Origin of the sequence: Nocardioides sp. Root140, assembly GCF_001426745.1 — a bacterium.
GTDB lineage: Bacteria > Actinomycetota > Actinomycetes > Propionibacteriales > Nocardioidaceae > Nocardioides.
The window spans coordinates 60,107-81,208 of sequence record NZ_LMFI01000001.1 but is presented as its reverse complement, the minus strand read 5'-3'; the positions used below and the strand labels follow the sequence as shown (position 1 = coordinate 81,208).

Annotated in this window: 19 protein-coding genes and 1 pseudogene; 9 read left to right on the top strand and 11 right to left on the bottom strand. The window is 65.2% G+C overall.

Annotation, left to right across the window (positions count from 1 at the left end):
• Positions 1–63: 63 nt before the first annotated feature.
• Positions 64–876 carry a M57 family metalloprotease gene (locus ASD30_RS00375; RefSeq protein WP_056675286.1) on the top strand — a complete coding sequence of 271 codons (813 nt, stop codon included), beginning with the start codon at positions 64–66 and terminating at the stop codon, positions 874–876.
• Positions 877–934: 58 nt separating this feature from the next.
• On the opposite strand, the gene ASD30_RS00370 is transcribed toward ASD30_RS00375, so the two are convergent.
• The 8 genes from ASD30_RS00370 to ASD30_RS00335 all read right to left on the bottom strand — a co-directional run bounded on the left by ASD30_RS00370 (position 935) and on the right by ASD30_RS00335 (position 5,587).
• Complete coding sequence (locus ASD30_RS00370; RefSeq protein ID WP_162250904.1) at positions 935–1,411, bottom strand: CAP domain-containing protein; 477 nt, start codon at positions 1,409–1,411, stop codon at positions 935–937.
• Between the two features lie 160 nt (positions 1,412–1,571).
• On the bottom strand, positions 1,572–2,003 hold the full coding sequence (locus ASD30_RS00365) for a pilus assembly protein TadG-related protein (RefSeq protein ID WP_056675279.1): 432 nt from the start codon (positions 2,001–2,003) through the stop codon (positions 1,572–1,574).
• Entirely contained in the window at positions 2,000–2,437 is a 438-nt protein-coding gene (locus ASD30_RS00360) for a hypothetical protein (RefSeq protein WP_156393471.1), read from the bottom strand. The genes ASD30_RS00365 and ASD30_RS00360 overlap by 4 nt, the downstream gene beginning before the upstream one ends.
• Positions 2,434–2,817 (bottom strand): TadE family protein, encoded by a 384-nt coding sequence (locus ASD30_RS00355; protein WP_056675271.1) that lies wholly within the window; start codon positions 2,815–2,817, stop codon positions 2,434–2,436. The genes ASD30_RS00360 and ASD30_RS00355 overlap by 4 nt, the downstream gene beginning before the upstream one ends.
• Before the next feature lie 5 nt (positions 2,818–2,822).
• Positions 2,823–3,017 (bottom strand): hypothetical protein, encoded by a 195-nt coding sequence (locus ASD30_RS00350; protein WP_268788267.1) that lies wholly within the window; start codon positions 3,015–3,017, stop codon positions 2,823–2,825.
• Positions 3,018–3,033: 16 nt separating this feature from the next.
• Positions 3,034–3,966, bottom strand: coding sequence for a type II secretion system F family protein (locus ASD30_RS00345; RefSeq protein ID WP_056675268.1), 933 nt, complete (start codon positions 3,964–3,966; stop codon positions 3,034–3,036).
• On the bottom strand, positions 3,963–4,817 hold the full coding sequence (locus ASD30_RS00340; RefSeq protein ID WP_056675266.1) for a type II secretion system F family protein: 855 nt from the start codon (positions 4,815–4,817) through the stop codon (positions 3,963–3,965). The genes ASD30_RS00345 and ASD30_RS00340 overlap by 4 nt, the downstream gene beginning before the upstream one ends.
• Complete coding sequence (locus tag ASD30_RS00335) at positions 4,817–5,587, bottom strand: CpaF family protein (protein ID WP_200951057.1); 771 nt, start codon at positions 5,585–5,587, stop codon at positions 4,817–4,819. Before ASD30_RS00335 ends, ASD30_RS00340 begins: the two co-directional genes overlap by 1 nt.
• A gap of 350 nt (positions 5,588–5,937) precedes the next feature.
• Here ASD30_RS00335 and ASD30_RS00330 point away from each other — a divergent pair, with 350 nt between their 5' ends.
• From ASD30_RS00330 to ASD30_RS00305, 6 genes are all read left to right on the top strand, one after another.
• Positions 5,938–6,150, top strand: a complete 213-nt coding sequence (locus tag ASD30_RS00330; protein WP_056675264.1) for a hypothetical protein — start codon at positions 5,938–5,940, stop codon at positions 6,148–6,150.
• A 326-nt stretch (positions 6,151–6,476) separates the two neighbouring features.
• Positions 6,477–7,724 (top strand): AAA family ATPase, encoded by a 1,248-nt coding sequence (locus ASD30_RS25855; RefSeq protein WP_162250903.1) that lies wholly within the window; start codon positions 6,477–6,479, stop codon positions 7,722–7,724.
• Positions 7,721–8,677 (top strand): hypothetical protein, encoded by a 957-nt coding sequence (locus ASD30_RS26315; RefSeq protein WP_156393470.1) that lies wholly within the window; start codon positions 7,721–7,723, stop codon positions 8,675–8,677. Before ASD30_RS25855 ends, ASD30_RS26315 begins: the two co-directional genes overlap by 4 nt.
• 689 nt (positions 8,678–9,366) lie before the next feature.
• Entirely contained in the window at positions 9,367–12,195 is a 2,829-nt protein-coding gene (locus ASD30_RS00315) for a hypothetical protein (RefSeq protein ID WP_056675256.1), read from the top strand.
• 602 nt (positions 12,196–12,797) lie between these two features.
• A complete protein-coding gene (locus tag ASD30_RS00310) occupies positions 12,798–13,463 on the top strand; it encodes a nitroreductase family protein (RefSeq protein ID WP_056675254.1) in 666 nt (221 codons plus the stop codon).
• 10 nt (positions 13,464–13,473) lie between these two features.
• Entirely contained in the window at positions 13,474–13,971 is a 498-nt protein-coding gene (locus ASD30_RS00305) for a VOC family protein (RefSeq protein WP_056675251.1), read from the top strand.
• 294 nt (positions 13,972–14,265) lie between these two features.
• Here the strand turns inward: ASD30_RS00305 and ASD30_RS00300 are convergent, their stop codons facing one another.
• The 3 genes from ASD30_RS00300 to bluB form a co-directional block, all read right to left on the bottom strand.
• Complete coding sequence (locus ASD30_RS00300; protein ID WP_056675248.1) at positions 14,266–15,003, bottom strand: hypothetical protein; 738 nt, start codon at positions 15,001–15,003, stop codon at positions 14,266–14,268.
• A gap of 651 nt (positions 15,004–15,654) precedes the next feature.
• Entirely contained in the window at positions 15,655–16,155 is a 501-nt protein-coding gene (locus ASD30_RS27890) for a histidine phosphatase family protein (RefSeq protein ID WP_082563447.1), read from the bottom strand.
• The gene (gene bluB, locus ASD30_RS00295) at positions 16,152–17,852 is read right to left on the bottom strand and encodes a 5,6-dimethylbenzimidazole synthase (protein WP_056675245.1); all 1,701 of its coding nucleotides are present in this window, start codon (positions 17,850–17,852) and stop codon (positions 16,152–16,154) included. Before bluB ends, ASD30_RS27890 begins: the two co-directional genes overlap by 4 nt.
• 978 nt (positions 17,853–18,830) lie before the next feature.
• Here bluB and ASD30_RS00290 point away from each other — a divergent pair.
• Positions 18,831–20,012 carry an acyl-CoA dehydrogenase family protein gene (locus ASD30_RS00290; protein WP_268788266.1) on the top strand — a complete coding sequence of 394 codons (1,182 nt, stop codon included), beginning with the start codon at positions 18,831–18,833 and terminating at the stop codon, positions 20,010–20,012.
• A 512-nt stretch (positions 20,013–20,524) separates the two neighbouring features.
• Positions 20,525–20,777: pseudogene (locus tag ASD30_RS27365) on the top strand (IS481 family transposase); the annotation flags it as partial.
• Positions 20,778–21,102 lie beyond the last annotated feature (325 nt).

Sequence of the window (21,102 nt, the reverse complement as noted above, 5' to 3'; positions counted from 1 at the left end):
ATATTCGCCTACGGTTCCGCAGGGGATGGCATTCGGGGGCCGACACCAACGCAAGGGAACTTCATGAGAATCAGCAAGACACGTGTTCTGGCCGCCGGCGCCGCCGCGGTCCTGGCCTCATCACTGGGAGTGGCCGCCGCAACGGCCGGCTCGGACGAGACGCCACCCAGCTTCCAGGAGTTCTCCGCCTCGACGTTCCGCGACACGGACGGCACCTGGATCGTGAACGGCGACGAGCCGGTCCAGAGCAAGGGCGGGCTGCGGCAGTTCTACGACGGCATGGTCTCTGCGCCCAAGAAGGTCTCCGAAGAGGGCCTGATCATCAACACGGTCAACGGCAAGGACGACCGGTGGTCGCAGGCCGCCGTCGGCAACCTCACCTACTGCGTGAGCACGAAGTTCGGCGCCGACTACTCGCGCGTCGTCTCTGCGATGGACAGCGGCGCGGGCCAGTGGGAGGCCGCCTCGTCGGCAGTCGACTTCATCCACGTCTCCGGCGCGGACAGCAGCTGCAACACCCGCAACAGGACCGTCGTCTTCTCCGTGGAGCCGACCAAGACCACGCAGTACATCGCCCGGGCGTTCTTCCCGAGCACCAGCTCCAAGAACATCCTCGTGAATGCCAAGTCGCTCTACAACTCGGGATCGTGGACGCCGTCCAACATCCTGGCCCACGAGCTCGGCCACACGCTGGGCTTCCGGCACGAGCACACGCGCCCCGAGTCCGGCACCTGCTTCGAGGACAACAACTGGCGTCCGCTGACGCCGTACGACTCGGCCTCGATCATGCACTACCCGCAGTGCAACGGAAGCTCGGACGACCTGAGCATGACCAGCACTGACCGCGCCGGCATCCAGGCGGTCTACGGGAACTGACCCGACTGCCTGACGGCGAGGGCTCGGCCGCGCACTGCGGCCGGGCCCTCGCTCGCGGTCAGGACCGGCCGAACACCTGCGCGACGTACCAGCGGCCGCCGGCCTTGCTGGCCGCGACACCGGTCAATCGGTAGGAGCGGGTGAGGATGTTGCGCCGGTGGCCGGCCGAGTGCATCCAGCCCCAGACCGCCGACCGTCCGTCCGGGAAGCCCGCGGCCACGTTCTCCGCGACCGACCTCATCCCGCAGCGGCGCAGCACGACGCCGAGGTCCTGGTGGAACATCTGGCGACGGTTCGCCATCCGCTCCGCCTGGAGCTCGGCATGGCGTTGCAGGCACGCCTGCTGCCGCAGCTGGGTGCGTTCGTGCGCAGCGCGGCGCTGGTTGGTCACCACGACCACGTCCTGGGCGTAGTCCCTGGCGGCGACCGACCTGCTCGTCGCGCGGGCCTCCGCTGCCTGCGACGCCGATCCGACGCCGCCCATCAACAATCCGAACAACAAGGACACGAGGGTCCCGAGTGCAACAGTGCGCATTGGAAGTCTCCCAACATTCCGGTGCGGTCCCCCACCGCGAGTGAGATTAGGGGCGATGCACGCAGGCGCGCCGGGGAACGCCGGAAACCACCCGATCGGTTGGTCCCCCATGGCCCACATGGGTCACTCATGAACCACCCGTCCGTCAGGTTGTCCTGCGTCACTCCTGTACGTCGACCACCGCCGAGCCCCGCGACCCGACCCTGGTCTCGCTCAACGAACCGACCGTGATCGGCAGGTCGAGCCCCGCACTCACGTTCACCACCACCGCGTTGTCGCGCACGTGCACGACATAGGTGAGCGCCGGATAGTCGCCGTACGCACCGATCTCGCGGAGGTAGGCGCCCACGGCTTCGTGGGCGGCCCGGGTGTCCAGCGGAGCGCGCTCGCCCTTGAGCCCGCCGTCGTAGACCGCGGTGCCGCGGATCTCGTCGGCCCCGGCCAGCGCCGCACCGTCGGCGACGTTGTCGAGGCCCTGGCGCTGGAGGTAGGCGGCCGACGCGTCGACGACCAGGCCGACCGCGAGGATCAGGACGACGGCGAACCCGACGATCAGCACGGTGACCTGGCCGCCGTCGTCGCGGCGCTTCACCTGCGCTCCTCGGTGTATCTGCCGAACGGCACCCGATGCACGGACTCGACCCGGAAGCTGGGGGCTCCCCCGCCGAGCGCGGACGGGGCCAGCGGAAGCCGGACCTGGGTGCGCACGACGACCGTGATCACCGAACCCGGGACCAGGCAGTGTCCGGGCCCGAGTGAGCAGGTGATATCCACGTCGAGGCCCTGGCCGGCCAGGCCCTGGTCCTCCAGGGCGAGCTGCGCGGCGGCCCGCGCCTGGCGCCGCCCCTCGGCCTCGGAGTCGGCGAGCGAGTAGGCCCGCCCTGCGGCCCGGCTCGCCGCGGTGACGCCGAAGGCTCCGCGCTGGACGTCGAAGACCGAGATCAGGATGTAGACCAGCGGCACCAGCAGGAGGATCGCCAGCCAGGTCACCTCGATGAGGGCGCTCCCCTCCTCGTCCCGCTTCACTGGTCCTCCTCGGTGGCGTGCCCGTGCACGACCAGCTCGACGGACGGACCCCACAGGCCGAGCGCCGGGACCTCGGCACGCACCGTCACCTCGACCATCTCGGTCCCGTCAGTGCGGGTCTGCTTCGCGGTGACGTCGCGGGCGAAGTCGCCGGCGATGATGTCGCGGATCTGCCGGCGGGTGTAGTCGGCGCCGTCGGCAGGGCTCCGGTCGGCCGTTGCGCCGTGGCGGGCCCCTTCGGAGGCCGCGGCCGTCAGCGTGTTGCGCACGTGCAGGACCAGGGCCACCTGGAGGATCCCGAGCACCAGGGGGATCAGGATGACCAGGACGAGCACGAAGTCGACGACCGCCGACCCGCGCTCGTCTCGTGGTCGCTGCACTTCCGTCAGCCGTTCACCGAGTTCAGTGCCTCGATCAGCATCGACCGAAGCCGTGGGCCGGCCACCAACGTCAGCGCCGCGACGATGCCTGCGGTCATCACCGTGATCATCACCCACCCCGGGACGTCCCCACGTTCGTCACGCATCCGGGTGCTGACTCCGACGTACAGCCGGAGAAACAGCGTGTTCACCATGTCCATCCCGAGACTTCCTTCCTTAGGGCGCGACCAGTCGAAGGCCGATGAGGCCTGGCCAGAACGCGAACACCACGGTCACCGGCAGCACGAGAAAAACCACGGGGACCATCATCATGACTTCCTTGCGAGCGCCGGTCTCGATCAGCTCGCGGCGCCCTGCTTCGCGTACGTCGGACGCCTGCGCATGCAGGACGTCGGCAAGCGGGGTGCCGCGTTCGACGGCCACGGCAATGCCTTCCGCGAACCGGCTGACCAGGGGCAGCCCGGTGCGGGCCGCGAGTCCGTCGAAGGCACGGCCGACCGGTGTTCCGGTGCGGATCTCGGCCAGCACCTTCGACAGGTCACTGGTCAGGGCTCCGTTGGTGCGGCGTACGACCCGGTCGAGGGCGGAGACCGGGCTCTCCCCCGCCGCCACGGCCAGGGCCAGCAGCTCGGCGACCACCGGGAACTCCAGAAGGATGAGCTGCTCGCGCTTCCTGGCCAGGGAGCTCAGGTGGTTGTCGCACAGGATGACGCCGCACGCGAAGGCGACCAGCGTGAGCACGACGAGCGAGACGGTGTTCCCCGGCGAGCGCCAGGCCTGCAGGAAGGACACCGCCGCGGCCGCACCGAAAGCGGCGAGGCCCCACATCACCTGGTCGATACGGAACTCGTGCACGGTCTTGTCGATGTCGGCACGCTCGAGTCGGCGGCGCACCGACGTGCTGCCACCGAGCACCTTCTCGACGGCATCGGCGGCGCTGCGCAGCGCGGGCCCGAAGACACCCCGGACCACTCCGGTCTGGTCATTGACCGGGCGCACGGGCCCCGACTGGGGCAGGTCGCGGATGTAGGGAAGGACGCGCACGGAGAGGTCGGCACGACGCAGCCGCATCAGACGCGAGACGACGAGCAGCAGCCCGGCGGCGGCGACGCCCCCGAGCACGGCACCCCACACGACGAGGTCGGTCATGCCAGGATCCTCCGGTCGACGGGCAGCCTGCCGATCCGCATCATCAACTGGTAGGCGACCAGGCAGCAGACCGCGCCACCGGCGAGGACCAGGACACCGCCGGGCGAGGCGTAGCGGTGGATGACCTCCGGCTGGAAGCACATGAGGAACAGCACGAGCCACGGAGCTGCCACTGCCAGACGCGCGCCGTTGACCGTCCAGGCCTGGCGTGCCTCGAGCTCGGAGCGGGTGTGGGCGTCGTCGCGGAGGTAGCCAGACAGGTTGCGCAGCAGGCGACCGAGCTCGCCGCCGCCGACCTCACGGGCGATGCGGAGGCCTTCCACGACACGATCGCCGACCGGGTCGGCGAGCAGGTCCTTGAGCCGGTCGAGCGACTCCCCGAACCGGCCGCTGACCTGGTAGTCGAGGGCGAACTGCGCGAACGCCGGCCGGAGCGGCTCCGGTCCGCGGATGGCCAGCCCGGCCAACGCCTCGGGAAGTGACATGCCGGCACGCACCGCCGAGGCCAGGTGGTCGACCGCCTCGGGCCAGACCTCCGCGAACTCACGCTGCCGCTTCTTGGCGCGGCCTGCGACCACCGCGATCGGCAGGTAGCCGGCCATCAGTCCGAAGACGACCGCCACCGGGAACGTGTTGGAGAGCACCTGCATCACCAGCAGGGCCAGCCCTCCGAGCACGACGCAGAGGCCGATGAGGCTTCGGCTGGAGACCGTGTGCATCCCCGCGCGCGACAGGAGCACCTCGAGGCGACCCGGCCCGGCGTCGCCGTCACGGACCGCGCGGGGCAGGAAGAAGGCCGACCAGACGAGGGCGAGGCCCAGTCCGATCCCGAGACCGACCAGAGCGCCCATCAGCCGGCCTTCACCAGCGGGTGGATGTCGATGCCCAGTCGCTCGAAGAGTTCGAGACGCGGCGGCATCCCGCCTTGTGCCCGCAACGCATCACCCTCGCGGGCGAAGATCGTCTCGGTCTCGATGATGTCGTTCTCGACCCGTCCGGGCACGGACACGATCTCGTTGACGCGTCGTACGCCGGAGGCATCCATGCCGAGGTGCACGACCAGGTCGACACTCGAGGCCACCGTGGGCACGACGAAGCGGGCCGAGATGTTCTCTCCCGCGAGCAGCGGCAGTGTGCACATCTTGACCAACGCCTCGCGGGCACTGTTGGCGTGGATCGTGCACATGCCGGGCAGCCCTGCGTTCAGCGCCAGCAACAGATCGAGGCACTCCTCGGCCCGCACCTCACCGACGATCACCCGACTCGGGCGCATACGCAGGCTCTCCTTGACGAGGTCGCGCAACCGGATCTCGCCGGTGCCCTCGAGCCCGGACTGGCGGGTCTGCATCGGCACCCAGTCAGGGTGGTGGAAGCGCAGCTCGTAGACCTCCTCGACGGAGATCACCCGCTCACTCCCGGGGATGGCCGAGGCGAGGCAGTTCAGCATCGTGGTCTTGCCGGCCTGGGTGCCGCCGGCGACCAGGACGTTGAGCCCGGCCTTCACGCTCGCGTCGAGGAACTGCGCAGCCTGGGTGGGCATGGACCCGAGCTCGACGAGGTCGGGAAGCCGGCTCGCGCGCAGGGTGAACTTGCGGATGTTGACCGCAGTGAATAGAACCACTGCACGCTGACCTGCGAGAACGCCTTGCTGGCCGCTAGAGCCCTGACCGGGCCGCCGCGCGATCGCGCGCGGCCGCTCAATACGCCACGAGCCCTCGCGACGCCTGCAACCTACCGCGTCGTTTCCCCCATAATGATGCGGTCGTCCTAGCCTGGAACGAAAGCGTTCCGTGTTCGTCGATGGTCTCGACCAAGGGGTGTGAATCTCGGGCCGCTTCGACCTCGGCGATGAGTTTCTGCGCCTGAACCGACATGTGATGATCGTCCGCAAGCATGCGGTCGGCTGCCAGCAAGTGGGCCCGGCTGCGGCAAGGCCGCACAAGCTTCGCCTCATTCGGGCATAGTTGGTGCATGCCTGGAGGACAGAAGTACATCGCCGCGAGCGGCACCGAGATGCTCAACACGCTCGAGAAGCTGCACAACGACATCGAAGACCTCAAGGCGAACCTCGAGTCTGGCGAGGCAGACCCCAAGGCCGCCGCCAAACGGGCGCTCCAAGGTCTCCAAGAGTTGATCTCCGTTATCGATCCGCTCGCCAAGGCATACAAGAAGGTCCACGGCTGACTCGGCCGTTGCAGACCGGCCCGCCGCGCAACGGAGCGCACGAGGCGCTAACGGCATTCCGGCTCTAGATCGGGAATTCACTACCGCCGATGCCTACGCCTCTCGGAGCGGACGCGCATCCTGCTTCGTTGCCCGGCCACACCACTCCACGTCGGGGCGCTCGACACGGCCGCGGCAGCCGGCGGGCCGAAATGGCGGCGAAGCACCGCGTCCCACGGGAATCGGCGCCGGAGTGGAGCCTGCGCTGGTGCTCGGCTCCGCGGAAGGCAAGCACCGATTGTCGCGACTCCATGCGGAGTGCGCCGATATCATGGCAGGCTAGGGCGGTGGCCTACATTCACAGTTTCACGATCGACGGCTTGGCGGGACGAAGAAAGCCGATCAGTTACACATTGGACCGCTCACTCAACGTCTTTTGGGGCCTCAACGGCGCCGGCAAGACCTCGATGCTAAAGATTCTTCACGCAGCACTCGGCAACACTTCGGTCGGACTAGCAGAAGTCCCGTTCAAGAGTGCCCAAGTCGTGTTCTGGAGCGAGTCGCATCGGACCCACGTTCGCCGCCGCTACGAGAAGGGAAAGCACGGCGAGATTCTCGTTGACGAGGACGGTGACACCTGGGAACTGATCGAGGGCCAGTTCCAAATGATGAATCCGGACATTATTTCCTGGGAGTCCGATGTTGTCATTCTCAACGAAGATGATCTACTTCGATCGACCGACGAGTCTATCGATCGGAAGACGGTTGAAAATCCGTATCGCCATTCATACTTGCCAATCTCGCGAATGTCCGACGTCTCAGCCACAGCACGGCGGGCACCGTCGGGGCTGCGCAGCACAGTAGTCGACGACTCTTTTTTGGACGAGCAGTTTGCTCGACATGTGAACTTCCGATGGCAGGAATACAACTCCACGGCGCTCACCGAAATCCGTCAGATTCAGCAGCAGGGTCTAGCCCAGATCCTGGCAATACTTTTCGGTGGGGTGAATAGCAACGATTCTCCTCCCGCCGATAATGACGGATCTGGCCCCCTTCTAACCAAGGAGATGGATGGCAGAGAAGCGTACAAGATGGTTTTCCAGTTTCTGCGCCAACAAGGAATCACTTTACCAGTCACTCGTAATGAATTCCTAGACTCCTACAATCGCGACGGGCGACTGCAGAATGTAATTCTCAGCATCGAAGGAACCACGGATCGTGAACAACTCGCACTAAAGCCTCAACGAGAATTTTCCGAGGCAATTGGAAGACTCTATTCCGGAGACAAGATACTCGTTCTTGAACCAGCAAACGTGCACAACCGCGGCCTACGAGTACAGGTCGGAGAAGAGTTCATTCCCATCAAGTCACTCTCGTCCGGCGAAAAGCAACTGCTCCGCCTAATGCTCGAGGTACTCGCAGCAGAGAGCAATACCGTGATGATTGATGAACCCGAGTTGAGCATGCACCCGGACTGGCAACTGGTTCTCGTAGACACGATGCAGAAGATCAACCCACACTGCCAACTTCTATTGGCGACTCACTCGCCTGAAGTCATGACGGATGTCGCAGGAGAAAAGGTTTTTCAATTGTGAATAAGCTCGTCCGAGACGCCCGCGCCTTCGGCAAGCGCGCGATGATGGGCAAGTTCAGGTTGTGGCTTATTGTTGAAGGTCGTTCTCATGATCGCGCTTTCTATGATGAGGTGCTCGAAAAATATCCAGGAATCGATCATTCTGAATATGAAATTCGGTTGGCCGAGGATTTCCAGATCGACGGCAAGCGGGCAGGTGGAAAACACTTTGCACTGAGGCTTTTCGATCTTTGGGAAGAAGAGGGCGCCCTCACGCAGATCGATCAAGATGGCAGTCGATCGGCAATCGTCATGGCCCTAGACCACGACTTGGACTCGTTCGCCGGGACGTTCCGAAACTCAGCAAACGTAATTTACACATCAGGGATGGATATCGAATCTGAGATCCTAAGGAGTACCGATCTCAAACGAGCCGTCCGCTCCACCTATTCACTACCGCTCTCAGCCATTGATTCCGTCATTGCCGAAGCAATGACCTCGTTCAATTCATTGGCCGATCTCTACAGGACGTGGATCACTCTCGGCGCATTAAGCGCATGCTGTGGACATAAGGGCGCGAATCGATTCGCTCAGATCTCAGAACTCCACGAATGCGGCTTCGGTGTAGTTGACGAGACTGCAGAGATGTCGCTCATCCAAAGTGTGATTGACGCGGCCGAATCGGCATATAGCCAGGATTGGATCGAATCACTCGAGGACCAGATCACGGACTTGTTCGATCGAGGCGAGCAATGGAGGCTTGTTAAAGGTCGGTGGCTAACAAAATTCATTGCGTACCAGGTCGCGACCCACGTTAATGAGACCGTTGAACGCCAGATTTCACCAAGCACCTTAACTAAGACCGCGCTCGCCTATCTCGACCCAACCTCTGACTGCTTCCTGCACTATTTCAAGAGATTGGACCGAATCGTTAAGCCTGAAATCGAATCGCCGATTCCAACCGCGGCGGCATGAGATGCCCTGCCCACCAGCGGCCCCGTCGGCGCTAACGAGCCCCGACAAAATCACGCGACGTGTTACCTCTTTCGCCAGTGAGCAAGGCTTGGCGCACAACTTGACCCAACTCGCGGGCACTGCCCGCGTGGATCGTGCACATGGCGGGCAGTCGGCATTAAGAGAGCCAACAGGGGGTCGAGGCACTCCTCGACACGCACCTCACTCAAGATCATCTGTCTCGGTCTCAGGCGGCAGGCTCTCCTTGGCGTGGTCGCGCAGCCGACCCTGAATCGACGCGTCTGCATCGACACTCAGCCGGATGAGGGGATCGGAGGCGAAACAAGCCCGCGACAAGATGATCGCTGCGATGTACCCATGTTCCTTAGGTGCATGGAAGCCCTGCTGTGGCGTGATTGCGGATGTTGACCGCAGTGAAGAAAACCACTGCCTCGTGACCTGGGCTAACGCGCTTCGGCACACCTGGCGGTCATCTCAATAGCCGCTGTCGGCGACCTCGGACGCACCTCGACCTGTCACCAGAATATGCAGCAGCCCCCTCCCCTAATTGCTGGTGGGTCGCTGAAGGCAATCGTTGGCAGTCTCGTTCGAGTGAGGCAGTGCATGGAGCGCGCCACAGCCCCGCGCTCGGCCGGCCGCCGCCGCCATGCAGGAGTGCAGGCTCCGGCAGCATCGTCTACGCTCCGCGAGTGCAGAAGAACGACCGCTCACCGCAGCAGGACTACAACGAGGTCTACTTCAGCCTTCGCGCACCTCGGGTCGCGATTGTCTTCCCGGCCGACACCCCACACTGGGGCTACTTCGCACGCCAAGCGCTGTGGCAGGCAAACCAATTGTGGGGCGGCGCCGGATTCGTCCTGGTTGCCCACCACGACGGCGTCGTGTCCGACACCGTCCTACGAGCTGTCGCCGCGTACGACCCGGACTACGTCGTCTCGCACCGAGTCAGCTGGAACGAACTGCTCACTGCCTACCCTGCCGCACGTGACATGTTCGTCGGTCCCGACGGCGCAGTATCCAACTTTGATCTCGCCAATCTGAACAAGTCAGCAGACGCAGAGGCCGCGATGGACCCTCGGACCCTTTATGCACGCGACCAGGTCGCGCTTGCATGCCAGGTCTACCGGCGCCTTGACGACAGCGACCCAGCGCCACCGCCGGACCCGAAGAAGCTGGTGCGTTGGGATCAGACGTGGCGCAACTCGGACGAGTCCTCCAGCTTCCTCGACGACTCGCGCAACTTGTCCTCCACCGCCGTGTTCGGGAAGGGTGACAGCATGTGCTTGGCGGCGCCGCCCGGTCTTGGCGGCGCATGGGGTGCGTGGACGGCCGCCCTCGTGGGTGCCGTGGCCAAGCCGGACCTTCCTTCAGTAGCCGAACTTGACGGATCTGGCGGCGGTCCCGAGCCGCTGTCGCCGGATGCGGCGGCAGAAATGGCCGGCTGGTTCTACTCCCAGTTGGAGCGCCCTTCACCGGTCGTCCCGCAGCGGCTGCCCGCGCGACTCGTCCACCACCACGCTGGTCTCAAGCTTGGTGTCGACACGACGACGCTGTCTCCGGCCTGGAGCCGCACCACTCCGGGCCTGGTGTCCGTCGGCGACAACTTCGCTCGCCGGCGCATCACAGTCGTCGTCGGTAACACTGCGGACGACTTCGCACTCGCGCTCATCTACCACCGTCTGTATGGCAACACCTTGTGGATTCACGCCGCTTGGTCCCCCATCAACGCTGGAGCCGGTAAGGCCGGCCGCCGGGGAAACGCTGCCTTATCCCTGCTGGGCTACCGCATCCGCCAACTCGGGCGCGCGGTGGTCACTTCCGCGTCCGTAAGCGGCATGGCGCTCGACGCCATCGCAAATCTCATTTCTCGTAACGGGCTCACCGACAACGACGATAGTGACATCGAGGGCTTCGTATCGCTCGCGGAGCAGCCCGGGCAGTCATCACCGACCGGAAGCAGCACCGGCGACGCAGTCTCGAGCGACGACGCGGACGACGATGGCGCGGCCGCAACCAGCGACACCAACTCCGAGACGAACAAAGACGACGACAGAGACGGAGACGGAGACAAATCCGCGACAGTCACAGCGCATGGCAGCGCCGCTACCGCACGCCGCGCCGAGCACATAGCGAAGCTCCTAACCACCCAGTTCCCGGCGCAGTTCCCCCAGAAGGGGATGCTGAATCTCGCAGTGACCGAGGAGTACTCAACCCGGATGACACTGCCGGTGCTCCGTGACGAGAAGGCCGCCACGTTCACGACCACTCCCCCGCCGCTGCGGCCCTCCGACCCGGTGCTCGGGGGTGTCGACATCGCCTGGCACGTCGATCTTCACCTCGCTGGGTCAACCATGCCCCGAGGGCGCGGCCTCGACGGCGAGCAGCTGGCCGCGAACCCCGACGCGAGGTACGAGACCTGGGTCCGGTCGGGCAATCGCAGTGTGAGTTACGAGAGCCGCAAGTACGACTTCGTCGCCGCCGGCGCCAACCTCGAGCAACGCCTCGCCCGACCTCGCCTGCGGTCCTTGACCCTCCAGGAGTGGTGCCGCGGGATGGCTAGCCAGGCCGGATACGACCTCGGCTGGTCCGACGCCGGGCGCCGGGCCCGCCTCCTGGAACGGATGTGGGGTTCCCGGTCGGCGATGACAGCCGACTTCGCAGGGAAGTTCACGGACCTCGCCCGCGCGTTCTCGCCGGCAGGTCGAAGCAGCAAGGAGGCGTACCCGGACGGCACCGGAGTGCTCGTCACCGGCGTCGGCGGACTCCTCACGTTCCCAGCGATCCGTGACGTCCTCGTCCCATCCCCGCACGACGGAAACCGCGAGCCGGTGCCCGCTGTCCGTGACCACGAGGCACGCGTCCTGCTCGACAGCTACATCACCCGGGGCATCATCCGCCGTGGTCTCGTCCTTGGCTGCCGGACTTGCGAGGCTCCCAGCTTCGTAGCCGTCGCCGACCTCGGCCAGCGCAACCGTTGCCCACGATGCGGGTCTGACAACGAACTCACCCTCGAAGCGTGGCGCACGCCCAAGAGCGAGCCGAGCTGGTTCTACGACCTGAACCAAGTCGCCCGCGACTTCCTCCGAGACAACGGCCACGCACCGATATGGCTGGCCCACCACTTGACTAAGACTGCCAGGGACTACACGGACTGCGCCGAGATGAACCTCTACCGGGAGGGAACCCGAACGTCAGTCGCCGAAACCGACCTCATCGCTCTGGTCGACGGCACGTTGCTCACCGCCGAGGTGAAAACCTGCGACTACCTCGGGAGTTCCGCTGCCGAGCGGTCCGCGGCCGCCCACAAACGACTCCAATGGGCCGCCGTGTTGCACGCCGACGAGATCGTCCTCGCTTCTGCCGCGGCGACCTGGCAGCCCGCGAGCATCGAGGCCATGCGCACAAAACTCGCCGCAGCAATCAACGACCGCACGTTCGCGCCCGACCGGACACCGAAGCTCCGCCTCATCAACAACCTCGGCACCAGCGACGCTACACACACCTACTTAGACCTCTAGATAGGCGTAGAAGTCAGCCGGAATCTAGATGCACATGGTTGAGCCAAACGCTCACCTGGCCGAGACCGGGAGGTTCTGCTACACGATCTGGGGTCTGCTGCAGGATCCGGTGACAGGTCTAACCCCAAGTTGCGGCACCGCGAACTGGCATCACAACGGGATCAGCGCTTCGCGCGTAGTCAGGGGTCTGGCCGTCCCAAGAAGAATTCTTGACGATGTTGATCGCTCCGGGCTGTCCTGCTTCCCTAGGGGAATAGGGCATCATGCGGTCAGAATGCGGATGTTGACCGCAGTGAAGAAAACCACTGCGTCCTGACCTGGGCAAACGAACTTCGGCGCACCCGGCGGTTATCTCGGTCGCCGGCTGTCGGGGACCTCGGACTCACGTCATCCTGTCACCAGATTATGCAGCAGACCCCGGTGGCAGGCGGCGATCAGGCAACAAGGATGCGCACTCGCTGTCCGCGATCCTCACAGTCATTCCACCGCGAGCGAGCAGCGGGCGCCGAGGTCCGGGCACGAAGGTCGCAACCCGGTGGCCGCGAGCAGTCTTGAGGCGAGCGGGTGGCTCGGAATCGATGCCGTCGTTAACGTGGGGGCCCATGGAGCTGTACGACGTGATGCGCACAACCGCGGCTGTGCGTGACTTCACCGACGACCCGCTGTCCGACGCCGTGCTCCACACGATCCTCGACAACGCCCGCTTTGCCCCGAGCGGCGGCAACCGCCAAGGCACCCAGATCGTGGTGGTCCGCGACCAGGTGACGCGCGAGCGGCTGGTCGAGATCACCGGACCGGGCGCACGGCGGTACCACGCGCAGCGGGCCGCGGGCGAGGCGCCATGGAGCGCCTACACACCCAGCGCGATCACCGACGAGCAGGTGGCGAAGACCCGCGTCCCCACATCGGTCACCGACCCGATCCGCACGGCACCGGTGATTCTCGTCGTCTGCGTCGACCTGCGCGTCGTCGCGGCACTCGACCAGAACCTCGATCGGGTTGGCATCGTGGGCGGCGCGTCGGTCTACCCACTGGTGTGGAACCTCCTCTTGGCCGCACGCAACGAGGGGTTCGGTGGCACGATCACCACCATGGCCGTCGCCGAGGAGCCGGCGCTGAAGCGGCTGCTCGGCGTCCCGGACGCGTACGCCGTCGCGGCCGTCGTACCCCTGGGAAAGCCGGTCAAGCAGCTCACGCGCCTCACCAGGGTCGGGATGGACCAATTGACCCACCTCGAGCACTGGGACGGTGGCCCGCTCCGCCCGTAGTCTGGAGCCCATGACGGAGATCGACCTCGCGGCCATCGATGCCGAACGCGAGCGTATTCGGGCGACGTACCTGCAGCCGGAGCCGAGCCGGCCGGCGTCCAGCGCCCGGGGGCTCCACCATTTCGCCCTGGTAGCCCGCGACGTTGAGGAAACCGTCCGGTTCTACCAGGAGCTGCTGGAGTTCCCGTTGACCGAGATCTTCGAGAACCGCGACTACCAGGGCTCGAACCACTTCTTCTTCGACATCGGCCACGGCAACCTACTTGCGTTCTTCGACTTCCCCGGGTTGGAAGTCGGCCCATATGACGAGGTGCTCGGCGGACTCCACCACATCGCGATCTCCGTGGAACCGTTGAGGTGGAACCACCTCAAGCAGAAACTCGACGACGCCGGGGTGGAGTACCTGAGCGAGAGCGGCACTTCGATCTACTTCCGAGACCCGAACGGCGCGCGGCTCGAACTCATCGCCGATCCGCTCGGAGAGATGTACGGCACCAAGGTGCTGTGAAGCGCGAGCACGTCGTCTGACCCACGGCCAGGAGTGAAGACCGCAGAGGTATCTTGTGCCCGATTGATCGCTCCCCCGCGCCGTGCGGCTTAGGTGAATAGGAGACGCCTGCACCTCCCGGGCTGTTCTCGCCCGCCAAGGTTGCAAAGGGGGTGTGCACGGTCACTCGCCAAAGTTGGCCGCGCCAGCGTCACGCGCTGCGCTTGGTCGGCACCAGATCGTGCAGCAGTCCCTTGCGGTCTCGTGAAGTGAAGCGCTGCCTCCGCCAACCTCGGAGCCGTTCTCGTTGCAGCGTCAACTCGTCCGGACGCGACTTGCCATCGGGCGCGAGTTCTTCGTCCCCGGATGAATAACTCGGTACTGGAATCTTTTCGAGGGGCGGACGGCGATTACTACCTTGCCTGTTCGGTCCACGCGCTCAGACTTTACGACGCGCCACACGCCAGCGCCGTTCGCCGCCCGGCGCTGGAGACGGATCGATGTTCCCTTTGGAAAACGGTGCCACGCGTCATCGCCAGCAGAAAAGAAGCGCGGCTTCGCAGTGAACCTCCGTAGCTGGCCAGTGCGCTGGACGTCGAGCGTGGACCTCGTTGCTTGGCGGATGTCGAGCCGGCCGCTACTGGTGTCGATGAAGTCGCCGCTGTTGTAGTCGTAGTCGTAGTACGAGACTTGCGACCGACCTAGCCTCATGACGCCAACGCCCTCATACGGGCAGTAGAAGTACCTCCCAGCGAGGACGGTCGGGTTCCCACTGACTGGGTAGAGGCTGACGGAGCCGAGGTAGGCGTTGCCATTCCAGATGTCGACCTCGGCGTCGACGTCATCAATGTAGGAGGTGTCCGCGTTCGTACGCGCCGTGACGCTGACGTAGCGGCAAGAACCGCTGTTGATGGCGAGGCCTGGCGACTTCAGGGCGTAGACGTCAAAGGGGCCGTCGTCGGCGGCCGCTGCGGGCGAACTGGGCGACACGGCGACCGCGCCCCCGAGGGTAAGTGCGATGACGATTGTTGCGGCTAGAGAGCGAAGGCGCATGAACTGTCCCCATGTTGCGGCCCGCTACACGGTGAGCGGGCTCATTGGAGGACCGTATGGCGATGTCACGGCCGCTGTCTGTCGAATGCTCAAAGCATCTCGCGGAAGGCAGCGTTGGGGTTCACCCAGGGGTCCGCAGCAGGATCCGGCGACAGGTCACCCCCAGTTTGCGGCACGAGGACCTGGCATCTCACCGGGATCAGCGCTTCACGCATCGTCTCTGGTCCGCCGTCCCAAGAGGAACTCTCGAAGTGGGTCTGCTGCAGGTTCAGGTGACAGGTCTAAACCCCAAGTTGCGGCACCAGGACTGGCATCACAACGGGATCAGCGCTTCGCGCGTAGTCAGTGGTCTGGCCGTCCCAAGAAGAATTCTCGACGAAGTTGATCGCTCCCGACTGTCCAGCTTCCCTAGGTGCATAGGGGCCTGCCGCGGTCTGAATGCGGATGTTGACCGCAGTGAAGAAAACCACTGCTCCCTGACCTGGGCAATCGAACTTCGGCACACCCGGCGGTCATCTCGATCGCCCGCTCCTCCAGCCCTCCTTTGAGTACGCTCCTACTTTGGTCGACGCGCCGACTAACCTCGTGACGAAACGGGGCTGCCCGCGCTGAGATTCGCCTTTGGACCACCCGTACTCAATTGTGCCCAAACTACACGAGCGAAATCCGCGTGACCGAACCATTTCCCGGTACGGAATCCCCGGCAAGTTCTGCGATGATGTTGCCGTGGGTGACAAGCACAACCGGGCCCGGCGTCCCGCGTAACTCGGCAGCGACAGCCAGCCAGCGTTGGCGTAAGTCACTCACCGACTCACCTCCCGGGAGCCGCTGATGGTCGGCCAAGGAAAGTGATGCCTGTCTGGCAGCGTCAGCATTCCGCCCCTGCCAGATCCCGTAGTGACGTTCCCGCAGGCGTGGGTCTGACAGCGGCTCGAGTCCCAGCGCGCCCCCGATAATCTCGGCCGACTGCCACGCGCGCACGAGGTCGGACGTGAGCAGCTTCCTCGGTCCGTGGCCGAGCAGCCGAGCAGCCACCCCGGCAGCTTGGCGGCGACCAAGGTCGGTGAGCTTCGGAGACGCAGTCTGTCCCTGGATACGGCCGGCTACATTCCAAGTCGACTGTCCATGCCGGACCACAAGCAACTCGGTCATGGCGCCGTCCGGCCGATCCCTTCTCGCAGCTTAACTCCGCTGATCAGCATGCCCGTGGCCAGCGCGGCCCCTACACCTTCACCGGATCGCAGTCGCAGATCCAGCAAGGGTTCGAGCCCGAGGTGTACCAACACCGAGGCATGGGCCCGCTCCCGGCTGCGCTGACCGGCAACCAGGTATGCCGCTGCGCCCGGCTCGATCCGGACCGCAACCAGTGCGGCGACACTCGTGGCTAGACCGTCGAGAACGATGACGGCACCGACCGATGCCGCTCCCAGCACGGCGCCCGCCAGGACGCAGAACTCCGGCCCACCCAGGAAGGCGAGTGCTTCTTGAGGCAGAAGCTGGCCAGGGCCTCGGGCTGCCGTCACTCTAGCCAGGGCGGCCTCCACGACCTCGACCTTGCGCTGCAGCATGGCGGAATCAGCCCCCGCTCCGAGCCCCACGACCTCGGCCGCGGGCAGCCCTAGTAGCGTCGCAGTCAACGCGGCCGCCACCGTGGTGTTGCCTATGCCGACCTCCCCCAGAGCGAGGAGCACATGCTTCCGACCGGTGGCCACTCCGATCCTCCGACCCCACTCGATCAGGTCCCGCACGTCTGCCACCGACAAGGCATCGGTCGTGACCAGGTCGCCCGACGCCGTCCCTGCGTCCACCGCGCGAAAGTCCAGGCCGACTGCAGTGGCCGCGGCGGAACCGGCCGACTCCCCGACCGCACTCGCGGCCAGTACGTCATCTGTCAGCGAATCCGAAAAGGCCGAAACCCCATGAGCGGCCACCCGGTGTCGGCCCCCTACCAGCAGCAGCGCTCCGGTCGGGGGGGCGCCTGGACTCCGGCCCGAGGCAGCGGCAACGCGGTCGACGTAGCGGTCTAACAGGCCGAGCGAGCCAGGCGGCGTGAGGAGGACGTCGGCATCGTCACGAGCTTGGACGACAGCATGGATGGGTGGTGCACGCAGGTGCGAGAGCGGCGCCTGCGTCGTCTCGCTCCAACGCTCGGCGACGACCACCTCGCTGACCGGCTGTCGACGTGACCAGCCGGCCCGCTCCAAGCCCGGAGCCGGTGGTCGTTCGTCGGGCCAGCCGAGACACAACCAGCCGAGGGTGACCACACCGTCAGGCACGCCGACGAGATCCTCCAACTGCTGCGGGTCGAACAGGGTGACCCAGCCGACGCCCAGACCCTCAGCCCGCGCGGCCAGCCACAGGTTCTCTATGGCGCACGCACACGACCACAGATCCGCATCCGGGAAGGTCGCCCTGCCGAGGACTCCCCCGGACGGCGTACGTCTGTCGCAGGCGACGACCACCCCCAACGGCGCCTCCCGGATGCCTTCGAGCTGCAAGTCGAGCAGCCGTCGCGCCGCATCTGGCTCCAATTGCCGCGCCTGTCGAAGCCGCTGCTCGTCGGCCATCCGAGCAGCCCGCTCCCGAGCCTCCGGCTCAGAGACGACGATGAACCGCCAGGGCTGACTTTGCCCCACCGATGGGGCCGCGTGGGCGGCAGCGAGAACTCGGTTGAGAGTCTCGGAGTCGACCGGGTCTGGACGATAGCGGCGAATATCCCGGCGGGCGGCAACGAGGTCGTAGAACGCATCCTTGGACGTGCTCGGGAACGCCCAGCCCCTGACCTCGGCGGCACGCTCGGCCGCCGAGGTCCGGTCACCGATGAGAGGGATCGGCCGTTTCCAAATCACGGGGCCTCTTGGTCGTGCCACCGAAATTCGCACAGTGCCATGAAGAGACCGCCTTTCCATTCAAGGGCATCTGGATTGCCTTCGGCGGCGTTTGCGGCGGGTCCGAGGAACTCGTAGTGATCAGGTCGATCTTCGCGTCGTCGCGAGCGGATGTCACCGATCGGCATCTGCCTCTCGATGGCCAACTTCTGCGGTCGCGCGACCGTGTCAGCGAATACTGCCCCGATAGAGCCGCTGGCGACACCGAAGTCGTGGCCAGCAATCGCGGTCGGGCGACTGTGGAAGTGAGCCCAGCCGGCCACGCCCTCGTCTTGTAGCCGCGCTCGCGCGGCGTCGGCGGTTCCATGTCCCTCTCGGAGAGCCAAGAGCTCATGGATGCCGTCGTCGCACTGGGCACCCGCTCGACCCCGAACAGCGAGTTTCCGCGGGTCCTTGAATTCGAGCTGGGCCCACCGATGGTGGCGCATATTCAAGGGCCCCCCACTTGCTCGTCGGCGTGGTCGGTGATGGTGCGATCGGACACTCACCCAGACTCCAATCTTTCCGTCGGTAGATCAACCTACCAGACGGTTGACATCAATCACGAGACTCCATACGCTCCCAATGGCTCCCGCAAAGGCGGGACATCGCCCGCGGGGCCGAGGAGAGAAGGACGCCGATGACATCCGGTTCGCGAACCGAACAGTTGACGTTGATCCAGAAGCTGGCGTCGACCGACACCGCCTCGGTTCAAGCGGCGGGATCGAGACCCAGGCCAATGCGCCGATGGAAGGTCGTATTCGCGGCCGATGAACCCTGGCTCGGAGAGGTCTACGAGACCCGGTCCGGTCGCCGGCGCGAGTCCTTCGATTCGCCCGAAGAATTCGTCCGTTCCGTAATGCGGTTAACCGGCTGGCACTGGCCTCCCGTTCAACGAGAGCCGGATGCCGGGTGCCGGGCGCCCGCCCACCACCCAAGCAAGTCGCGAAGGGACACACCGTGAAGACCAGCCCAACCTACGCATTGTCCGAGGAGCATCAGTCCCTCAAGGAGACGGTGCGCGCCATGTGTGATGCGAAGATCGCGCCGTTCGCTGCCGAGGTGGACGAGTTGGCTCGCTACCCCCACGAGGCGGCGGAGGCCTTACTGGCCTCGGATTTCCATGCTCCACACGTGCCCGAGGTGTACGGGGGCGCGGGAGCAGATCCACTGGCCACTGTGATCGTGATCGAGGAAGTCGCCCGGGCGTGCATGTCGTCCTCCCTGATCCCGGTAGTGAACAAGCTCGGGTCGCTGCCGGTGCAGATCGGCGGCTCCGAGGAGCTGAAGACCAAGTACCTCGGCAAACTGGCCCGCGGCGAGGGCGGCTTCTCCTACTGCCTCTCCGAGCCGGACGCCGGCTCGGACGCCGGTGGCATGAAAACCCGGGCGGTGAGCGAAGACACCAGCGACGGTGCCTTCTACGTCCTCAGCGGGGTAAAGCGGTGGATCACCAACGCCGGCGTCTCCGAGTACTACACAGTCCTCGCGGTGACCGACCCCGACAAGCGCACCAAGGGCATCTCCGCCTTCGTCGTGGAGAAGTCCGACGAGGGTGTCTCGTTCGGTGCCCCGGAGAAGAAGCTCGGCATCAAGGGCTCGCCCACCACCGAGGTCTACTTCGACAACGTGCGCATCCCCGCCGACCGCATCATCGGCGAAGAGGGCCAGGGCTTCGAGATCGCGATGAAGACCCTCGACCACACCCGCATCACGATCGCCGCGCAGGCGGTAGGTGTCGCCCAGGGCGCGCTCGACTACGCGCTCGGGTACGCCAAGGAGCGCCAGCAGTTCGGCAAGTCGATCGCCGACTTCCAGGGCCTCCAGTTCCTGCTGGCCGACATGGGCATGAAGGTCGAGGCCGCACGCCAACTGACCTACGCCGCCGCCGGCCGCTCCGAGCGCGACGACAAGGACCTAACATTCTTCGGTGCCGCCGCCAAGTGCTTCGCCTCCGACGTCGCCATGCAGGTGACCACCGATGCCGTCCAGGTACTCGGCGGCTACGGCTACACCCGCGACTACCCGGTCGAGCGCATGATGCGCGACGCCAAGATCACCCAGATCTACGAAGGCACCAACCAGGTCCAGCGCATCGTGATGGCCCGCCGCCTCCTGTCCGGCGCGAAAGCCGTTGTCTGAGTAAACGCCCGGCAGACCATCGATCTTCGCCCGCTTGCATTCGAAGGCTGTGCTGATCAAAGGGTCGATCGCCTACCGATAAACATGGGACATCAGTCCGAGGTCGGGTCGCTAGGCGCGCCGAGTGACGACGACTTGCTCCGAGTCAGGGCAGAGGGCACTGGATCACAGACTTGCTCCGTTGCTCCGGTGAGGCTTGGGTGGGGGCTGACAGCTCGGCGCCAACTACTCTGCGGCCTCGTGGTCGCCTGGGTGACCGGGAGGTCGTAAAGAGCCACCTCGAGGTATGTGGAAGTAGGCAAGGCATTTGAGTGGCAGACCCCTGGAGCCCGGGCGCCTGCCGACCCGATGCTCATCGAGGCCGGACACGAGCAGCACCCGGATGTTCGGCTTGAAGTGCTCGACATGGTCGGCCTCGCCCCCGATCTCGGCACCTTCGACTTGATCGTCTGCGCCGGCAACGTGATGGTCTTTGTGGATGCTCGGCACAGTCTGCTTACAGACCGGTCAATGATGACCACTCCCGCATCGCCTACGCCTAGATCCACGCCGACGAGAGCATGGAGACCGCCGCGGTGCTCAACCGCAAGGCCATTGGCTGGTTCGCCGAACGCGGCGTCATCGTGAAGCGGGTGCTCAGTGTCAACGGCCACTGCTCGGCATCCCAGCTTTGGCGCGACACCTGCGCCGAACTCGGCATCACGCGAAGAGGATCCGTCCCTACCGCCGCAAACCAACGGCAAGATCGAACCCTTCCACCGCACCCCTGACTGAAGGCCGGACCTCAAGAATCCCACAACACCGAATCAGCAACGCCGAGCCGCTCTGCCTTCACGACCCCCAATACGAACACGAACGGGGCTCCGTGATCGGGAAGGTCCAACCCGTCACGCGATTGGACAACTTGGCCGAGCATGGCCTTTAGAGCGCGCACCGTCCAGCCAGTCATTCGCATTACAGCCCGGAAGTACTGCTCCGGCGATTCCCACTACGCCTACTGACTGCCGTCCCGGTCAAGCCATCGTCTCGAGCCAGGGCACTTCAGCCGCAACCACGAGCATCCAACCCACGCGTGCGTTGACGCAGGCGG

Coding starts and splice junctions, on each gene's coding strand:
- ASD30_RS00375 (WP_056675286.1), top strand. CDS start 64: ATGAGAATCAGCAAGACACGTGTTCTGGCCGCCGGCGCCGCCGCGGTC.
- ASD30_RS00370 (WP_162250904.1), bottom strand. CDS start 1,411: ATGCGCACTGTTGCACTCGGGACCCTCGTGTCCTTGTTGTTCGGATTG.
- ASD30_RS00350 (WP_268788267.1), bottom strand. CDS start 3,017: ATGGACATGGTGAACACGCTGTTTCTCCGGCTGTACGTCGGAGTCAGC.
- ASD30_RS00345 (WP_056675268.1), bottom strand. CDS start 3,966: ATGACCGACCTCGTCGTGTGGGGTGCCGTGCTCGGGGGCGTCGCCGCC.
- ASD30_RS00340 (WP_056675266.1), bottom strand. CDS start 4,817: ATGGGCGCTCTGGTCGGTCTCGGGATCGGACTGGGCCTCGCCCTCGTC.
- ASD30_RS00330 (WP_056675264.1), top strand. CDS start 5,938: ATGCCTGGAGGACAGAAGTACATCGCCGCGAGCGGCACCGAGATGCTC.
- ASD30_RS00310 (WP_056675254.1), top strand. CDS start 12,798: ATGGAGCTGTACGACGTGATGCGCACAACCGCGGCTGTGCGTGACTTC.
- ASD30_RS00305 (WP_056675251.1), top strand. CDS start 13,474: ATGACGGAGATCGACCTCGCGGCCATCGATGCCGAACGCGAGCGTATT.
- ASD30_RS00300 (WP_056675248.1), bottom strand. CDS start 15,003: ATGCGCCTTCGCTCTCTAGCCGCAACAATCGTCATCGCACTTACCCTC.
- ASD30_RS27890 (WP_082563447.1), bottom strand. CDS start 16,155: ATGACCGAGTTGCTTGTGGTCCGGCATGGACAGTCGACTTGGAATGTA.